The 6,702-nt window shown below is 33.7% G+C and carries 6 protein-coding genes; 4 read left to right on the plus strand and 2 right to left on the minus strand.

Features of this window, described 5'->3' with window-relative positions; translation table 11 throughout:
* Window positions 1-464 precede the first annotated feature (464 nt).
* From E0H80_RS16450 to E0H80_RS16460, 3 genes are all read left to right on the plus strand, one after another.
* The gene (locus E0H80_RS16450) at window positions 465-743 is read left to right on the plus strand and encodes a type II toxin-antitoxin system RelE/ParE family toxin (RefSeq protein WP_131367524.1); all 279 of its coding nucleotides are present in this window, start codon (window positions 465-467) and stop codon (window positions 741-743) included.
* Between the two features lie 13 nt (window positions 744-756).
* Window positions 757-1,050 (plus strand): HigA family addiction module antitoxin, encoded by a 294-nt coding sequence (locus E0H80_RS16455; RefSeq protein ID WP_131367526.1) that lies wholly within the window; start codon window positions 757-759, stop codon window positions 1,048-1,050.
* Window positions 1,051-1,320: 270 nt separating this feature from the next.
* Window positions 1,321-4,179 (plus strand): ATP-binding protein, encoded by a 2,859-nt coding sequence (locus E0H80_RS16460; protein WP_131367528.1) that lies wholly within the window; start codon window positions 1,321-1,323, stop codon window positions 4,177-4,179.
* Between the two features lie 221 nt (window positions 4,180-4,400).
* Here the strand turns inward: E0H80_RS16460 and E0H80_RS16465 are convergent, their stop codons facing one another.
* Together E0H80_RS16465 and E0H80_RS16470 are read right to left on the minus strand one after the other, a co-directional pair.
* A complete protein-coding gene (locus E0H80_RS16465) occupies window positions 4,401-4,709 on the minus strand; it encodes a hypothetical protein (protein ID WP_131367530.1) in 309 nt (102 codons plus the stop codon).
* Between the two features lie 110 nt (window positions 4,710-4,819).
* A complete protein-coding gene (locus E0H80_RS16470) occupies window positions 4,820-5,158 on the minus strand; it encodes a helix-turn-helix domain-containing protein (protein ID WP_131367532.1) in 339 nt (112 codons plus the stop codon).
* Between the two features lie 414 nt (window positions 5,159-5,572).
* Here E0H80_RS16470 and E0H80_RS16475 point away from each other — a divergent pair, with 414 nt between their 5' ends.
* Window positions 5,573-6,082: a plasmid replication DNA-binding protein gene (locus tag E0H80_RS16475; protein ID WP_131367534.1), complete on the plus strand. Its 510-nt coding sequence runs from the start codon at window positions 5,573-5,575 to the stop codon at window positions 6,080-6,082.
* The last annotated feature ends 620 nt before the right edge of the window (window positions 6,083-6,702 follow it).

The raw sequence follows: 6,702 nt of genomic DNA on the forward strand, positions 1-6,702 counted from the left end.
CGAAAGGCAAAACCGCCACAGGGGAACTCCACATAAGCGGAGCGTTAGGAGTAGCTAGATTGGACTATTAAGCTGCATGTTGGGGAAACCCTCGCAGAGATATAGCCATATAGCGACAGGGAGCGCGTGGAGAGAGGTGCTAGACCTTTAGTCCTTGTCTGCATAGCAAAGCAAAGCTATGTGCGGATACGACCGATTCGTGGCTCCGAAGCCAAATTAGAATTAGGTTCATCGGCAATACTTAGGGGAGAGTGATTTTTTCAAAATCACGCCCTTAGGGTGAGTATTGCCGAAACTCTCTCAAGCGTTCACCAAAGCCAAAGCCGAAGGCGACGCTTTGAGGAACGTGCAGAGAAGTTGAGAGCATTTGTTTTAATGTTTTTGATTTTATTTGGTTATATATTTCTGTATAGTTTTACTGAACGAGTTGCTGTATATTAAAACTATACAAAGGATAATTTTTTGTGATTGTAGATTTTAATCATAAGGGACTGGAACGATTTTTTAAGACTAGTTCTACAGCAGGTATTCGGTCTGTTCATTCAACAAAGTTAAAAAGACAATTAACTGCTTTGAATGAAGCTCAAAGCATTGATGAAATGAATTTCCCTGGATGGAAGCTTCATCCTTTGAAAGGGAAGTTAAAAGATCATTGGGCAATTACGGTGAATGCTAATTGGCGTATGACTTTTATTTTTAAAGATGGTAATGCGTATATCGTGGATTATCAGGACTACCATTGAGGTGAATATGATGATGAATAATCCAGCTCATGCAGGTGAGTTAGTTTCAGAATGGTTAGATGGCTTAAAAGAAGAAGGACAAGCGATTACCATTACGGAACTTGCTGAACGTATCCAAGTGACACGTCCATTACTTTCTCGCATTATTAACGGAAAAGCACCAGTGACCGCAGATGTCGCATTACGTTTACATGATGCTTTAGGAATCAGTGCAGACTTATTAATGCGTATTCAATCTAAGCATTCACTTTGGATGGAATCACAAAAACAGCGTCCGGAGATTCAGCCATTTTTTACTAATTTTTAGTAGCTTTACGGACTCTAATAAGAAGATTTTATATTAAATCATGAGGCAATAAGTCTTATAAATAAACCAAATCATATTTTAGGAAATAATTTTATTTTTTAATAACTTTTTAATTGATTGATATTACTATTATACAAGAAATAGTATCCTACGTTTGGTGTGACAGTCCAACTGAGAACACCAATCCTTTTTTTCAAATGAACTTCTTATTAATGATTTGGGAGCCATTTGAAAAATTAAAATTGCTTCAAATTAGTAGGGTAAATTTCGATGTTACATACGTCATCTGTTATACATAAAGAATTTTATAGTTTAGAAAAACATTTTGAAGCAGTTTGTAATCTACATCCTCATCTTAAATTATTAGAATCACAGTGGCGTTTTGATCAAGAATTAATTTCTAAGGCATTACAAAATGTCAGTTCCATCTTTCCACATTATAGCCGTCATGATGCATCTCATTCACGTCAGATTATTGTCAATATTGAACGTATTCTTGGCGATAAGATTCAATATTTAACTGCAACAGATACATGGCTTATTTTGGAATCTGCATATAACCATGACATTGGTATGGTTATTACACAAAAACAAATTGAAGATATGAATACAGCTGAATTTCAGGATTTTGTGACTGAATTAAGTAATGATACAGATCATTATCTGAATCAATTTGCTAAAAGCTGGTTAGCAGATAAAGCCGTTCTTCCACAACAAGCATCTGCGCATGATTTTTTTCAATACTACCTACAAATATTGGCAGAATGGTATAGACAAAAGCATCCTAAAAACTCAGCACGTATCATTCGTAATCCTGTAGAGGAAATTGGATTAAATTCTCCTCGTAATGAACTATTACCTAAACGCCTGTTCAGTATCCTTGCAGATATTTGTGAAGCACATGGAAATAGTTTTGAAGAAATAATTAAGCAACTTCCACAAGCTGAAGCCGGTATGGCATCGGAGGATTGTCATCCTCGTTATGTAGCCTGCTTACTACGTATGGGGGATTTACTAGATGTGGATGACAACCGCTTTTGCCCTGTCATGATGGCAATGTGTGGGCATAATATACCCAAACTAAGTAAAATACATTATGACAAACATCAAGCGATTAAAAACTTACGTATGGATGCTGAACGCATCGAAATCACATGTGTCTGTCCTACCCCTGATTCGTACGAAGAAGCTTATAGTTGGTTTGATTGGCTTCAACAGGAATATCATAAACAAACTCAACATTGGCATCAAATTGTACCTTCACTAGAGTTAGGGCGCCTACCGACCCTGATGACACCAATTGTGAAAATGGATGAACCATATATCATTCTTGATGAAGGTAAAAAACCTACTCTAAAGGTGAATAAAGATTCATTTTTAGGGTTAGTACGAGGGACTGGTTTTTATAATTCTAAATTTGATGCGATTCGTGAAATTTTACAAAATGCGGTTGATTCAACTTTACACCGTCTTTGGATAGAGCATAAAGATACAATTAAAGATTTAAATCCAACGAGTCCCGAACTTTTAAAAATTTACGATAAATATTCTATTGATATAAGCTTTGAACCTAATAAAGAGAAAAATGGAATTTGGGTGTTAAAAGTGAGGGATCACGGAACAGGTATTAGTTTTAATGACCTAAAATACATGTTAGAACTAGGTAGCTCTTCTAAAAATAAAGAAAAAGCAAAGAGAATAGCAGCAATGCCAACATGGTTTAAACCTTCAGGTGCTTTTGGTATAGGTTTGCAAAGTGGGTTTTTATTATCAAATGAATTTATACTTATTACTTATTCTATGCTTGATCAGCAAAAGGTTAAGATAACTTTTAACAAAGAAAAACATAATGTATTGTTAGAAAAAACAGATAAAAAAATGATATATGGGACTGAATTTATTATTGAAATAAAAATAGAAGAAATTCCAAAGAGGTTATCATATACATTTAATGATAATGATAAATTAAGCCAAATTTATTCTAACTTTGATATTACCAAACCAGATTTATCACATGTAGAAATTTTTGATATTCAGCAAAAGATAGCTGATTTTTTTAAAAATTTAGTAATACAATCAAATAAGACAATAAATAACAGAACTACTGAAAAAGGTGAGTATGATTCAGAGGAAATATTAATTATTAATAATGTGGAATTTGGTGATTTTGGAATGCACTATTCCAATAATTTTTTCTTTAGAGGTCAAAGTTTTAGCGATCTAAGCATAAATTATAGTTGTATCCGATTCGATATGGATTTTTACCATGCAACATCAGATTATTTTTTAACCCAGAATAGGGAGAAAATAAAATCTGAAATAAAAAATGAAACATATAAAAAAGTGACTCGTGCTATAAAAAAATATATTGAGAAAAATTTTGATAGTTTGGATGAAGCGGAAAAACCTTATGCTGCTTTTAGTTACATAATGTCTTTTTCAGATCACGAATATGATACAAATCCTGCTAAATTTAAGGATGAAGCACTTAAATTTCCTGTGCTTATAAATAATGAAATTATTCTTTTAAAAGATCTTATAGATAAAATAAAATCAGGTGAAATTTCTGAAATTTCATTGAAATTCAATACGGGTATGTCTCAGATTGATTTGCAAAGTATAGATGGATGTATTAAAAATAAGGAAGATGAACAAGTATTTTATTTTATAAAATGTTTTTTAACTAAAGAAAATTTTTATTATTCTGAGGTAGATGAAAATTCTGGTTTTAATACGATTAAATTTAGTAGGGAGGATATTCAACCTATCTCAAATCAAAAATTTAAAAAAATAATTCAAGAAAAAAATGGATTTATTTTGAGTTCTATTGGATGTAGAAAAGTTTTCCCTGCTTGGAATGAATATAGAAAATTAGCTATTAATAAAAGTTTTGATTGGGTAGATATATACAAACATGATGCTTATAAAAATGATTACTTAGTTTTACCTTTAGATTTCAAATATAAAAAGGATCATCCCGAATTTTATGAGTACTCTGAAGCTTTTAATCAGTGGGTGTATGAGAATCGAAAAAATCTAGAATTGAGCTTGAAAGATATAAAAGCTTTAAACAATCAATTAATTGATCATATAAAAGAAGTTCTAAGCAATGTAGAAGTAGTTGAATAGTCACCAATTTTGTATACAGTCTTTTAAGTTTTTCTAAAATTAACATAATGCACGTTATACGAAATGCTAATATTTATTTCATATAAATCATAGTTTTAGCATCCATAAAAAAGCCCAATCATACCTGATTGGGCTTTTTTATGGATTATTCATGTTCCACGCTTACTATTTGATCAATGTTCCACGATATATTTTATAAATACTAAACGTAAGAACTTAACTCAATATATTAAAGATGACATAGCTAAAACGATGATGATGCTCATAAAGAGTAAAATTAGATAGAATGCAACTTTACTAAAATCATTTTTAAATCCTTCTTTTTCTAGTTCTAAAAACATGTCATTAACTTTTTCTATCAAGAAGTAACCTAAAAATAATATGCTTATGACTATCATTATTGAAATCATTAAAGCCCAGTTGTAACCTATTTTTTGGACTAAATAATCATGAATACGACTTCCCATTTCAGTAATAAATAATGAAATTCCGATAGAAGTTATATAGTAATAAACTTTTAGTTTTTTCATTGATGTAATCAACTAGTTAGTAAGAAAAAATTGATAAAAATGACCCCATTTTATTCGAGCCAATTTCAGCTTGGCAGCATGAAATAGTGGCTCAAACAAAATATGGTCTCTTAAAAGCCCTTTAATTCTTCATTTAATGCATTAATTTCTTCTTCAGTCAGTTTTTTTGCTCTCAAGCCATCAAATGCACATGGTTTTGACAAGGGCTTTTTTACGGCTTCAGGAGCTATTTTAGGCTTTATGCTAGTTTGCACAGCGACAGGGCGAATAGGAGCGTTTTGCGTGGCTTTTAAATAGCGTAAGCGAATCGAGTTGATCGACACACTGGTATCGAATTTTTCCAGTAATTCTTTCTGAATATCTTGATAGGTATAATTGAATGTTCGGTCTTGTTTGCGTTCAACAATCAGATCAACCATCACGCCAGTAATTTTATTTTTGATGCCCATACACTGCCTACTTTTAGCATTTAATACATATTCATACATTTTAATATACTAGGCTGTGTTTAATGCGATAATTTCTAGGTAGGATTTAGCCCTTTTTAGCCCTTTTTAGCCCTTTTTAGCCCTTTTTAGCCCTTTTTAGCCCTTTTTAGCCCTTTTTAGCCCAAATCTCGGTGAGCATTTCAGGATTTAGCCCATTTTAGCCCAAATCATGTTTTAAGAGGTCTGTTTTATCTAGGGCAGGATAGGCACAAAGTGCCGAAATACTACCATTTTTGTGATTTACTCAGAGGATGTTGGATTAAGGGACTGTGGATTTAAGGCTATTATGTCTAGGGCAGGATAGGTGCAAAGCGCACAAATGATATCATTTTGCTGAATGCAGTTTATTGCTAAAAAAATATTGGAATAATAAGTATGTCTTTAATGACGATTGTCGAAGCATCAAAACAATTTAACGTGACCAGACCACGGATTTATCGAGCGATTCAGAAAGGTGAATTGACCACCTCATTAAATGATGAGGGGGTACAGATGATTCAGGTACAGGACATGATCCGTGTCTTTGGTAACGAAAAGAAAAAAACGGTATCGAATGCTGTTCGTAACAAGCCTAATGATACTGATTTAAAATTGGTTCAATTACTTGAAGAACAGCTTAGAAAAGCCGAAGAAGACAAAGTCTTTCTGAAGCAGCAGATAAATGATTTAAGAAAAGATTTTGATGATTACAAGCTCAGAATAGAACATCATCCAAAAACAGAACAAGAAACACCCGTGACAAGTCACGATCATGTTTCAACAGATCAAACATTACAGATCGGACAGCCCGAAAAAACCACTGTAACAACACTGCTAAACGATAAAAAAGATAAGCCAGCGAAGAAAAGTTTATTTAGTCGATTGGTGGGCGAGATACTGCGCTAAGCATAGAATTTGAACCAAATTTTTGGATATTGAAGAAATAACTCCCTAAATTAAAGAAAAAGCCCATTGAGTATTGAAACTCAATGGGCTTTCGCTTTATATTCAGCGGTACGCAGTTATTTGATGTATCAGCATCGAATAACGAAGATCATAAGGTTTGGCGACCGTTATGATTTCACCTAAGGCTTGTACCTGAACTCTATTTTCACAATAAAAAGTGTTTAGTTCAAGACCTAAAATGATAAGTCTTCGTTAATACGTGTTTTTAATCATCAAATAAGTTCCCAAAACGAGCTTTGCCCGCTTCTGTGTGTCCGTTTTACGGTCGGCATGCAGTACGTGTGGTAGGAATAAGTGTCACTGGCGTACTGTAGCTATAGTCGAAAGGCTAAACCGCCACAGGGGAACTCCACATAAGCGGAGCGTTAGGAGTAGCTAGATTGGACTATTAAGCTGCATGTTGGGGAAACCCTCGCAGAGATATAGCCATATAGCGACAGGGAGCGCGTGGAGAGAGGTGCTAGACCTTTAGTCCTTGTCTGCATAGCAAAGCAAAGCTATGTGCGGATACGACCGATTCGTGGCTCCGAAGCCAAATTAGAATTAGGTTCATCGGCAAT

This window comes from Acinetobacter sp. ANC 4779, from assembly GCF_004331055.1.
Lineage (GTDB): Bacteria > Pseudomonadota > Gammaproteobacteria > Pseudomonadales > Moraxellaceae > Acinetobacter.